This window comes from Anaerotignum propionicum (assembly GCF_024461735.1).
In the GTDB taxonomy this organism is placed as follows: domain Bacteria; phylum Bacillota; class Clostridia; order Lachnospirales; family Anaerotignaceae; genus Chakrabartyella.
Genome location: NZ_JANGAD010000023.1, coordinates 1 through 741 on the forward strand (window position 1 = coordinate 1; position 741 = coordinate 741).

The following is a 741-nucleotide window of genomic DNA, read 5'->3' on the forward strand; positions in this document are numbered from 1 at the left end:
AATCATCACCACCAGCTCAGCTGGTGGTTTGCTCTGCCCCTAGAAGGGGCTTTTACCAACTTGCATCTAAAGATGCATTGAACGGTTTGCCAACCGTTTCTTATTCTCTGGCTACTGCTAAAGCAGTTTACTTCTTGCCTGTGCTCACTTGCTCACCCGTAAACGGGTCAATGTATTCTTTTAGCATTATTTGGTCTGCCGTTAAGTCCTCTTGTATCTGATTTCTTATGTATTCTTCTATCTTTTTTGCATTTTTTCCAACTGTATCAACATAATATCCCCTGCACCAGAAATTTCGATTTCCATACTTATATTTTAAGTTAGCGTGCCTATCAAATATCATTAATGAACTTTTTCCTTTTAAATACCCCATAATTTCAGACACACTGTGCTTTGGTGGTATCCTTATTAGCATATGTACATGATCTTTGCACATTTCTGCCTCAATTATCTCTATTCCCTTACGGTCACAAAGTTCTCTTAGCATTTTCCCTATATCAGCCTTCAATTTCCCATATATTACTTGTCTCCTATATTTCGGCGCAAAGACTACATGATATTTACATTCCCATGTTGTATGTGCTAAACTATTATTAGTCATTTTGAATCCTCCTTTTGGTCTTTAATGTGGTTGGCAAACCTACATTTATTCTACCAAAGGAGGATTCGTGCTTACATCTAAAGAACAAACCTTTCCTACCACCGGCATAGCCGGTGGTTTTGTCAAGCTAAAGCGAACAA

1 protein-coding gene is annotated in these 741 nt (G+C 38.2%); it reads right to left on the bottom strand.

Going from position 1 to position 741, the window contains the following annotated elements; genetic code table 11:
- Positions 1-127 precede the first annotated feature (127 nt).
- Entirely contained in the window at positions 128-601 is a 474-nt protein-coding gene (gene tnpA / locus NE558_RS14225; protein ID WP_256150838.1) for an IS200/IS605 family transposase, read from the bottom strand.
- Between the last annotated feature and the right edge of the window lie 140 nt (positions 602-741).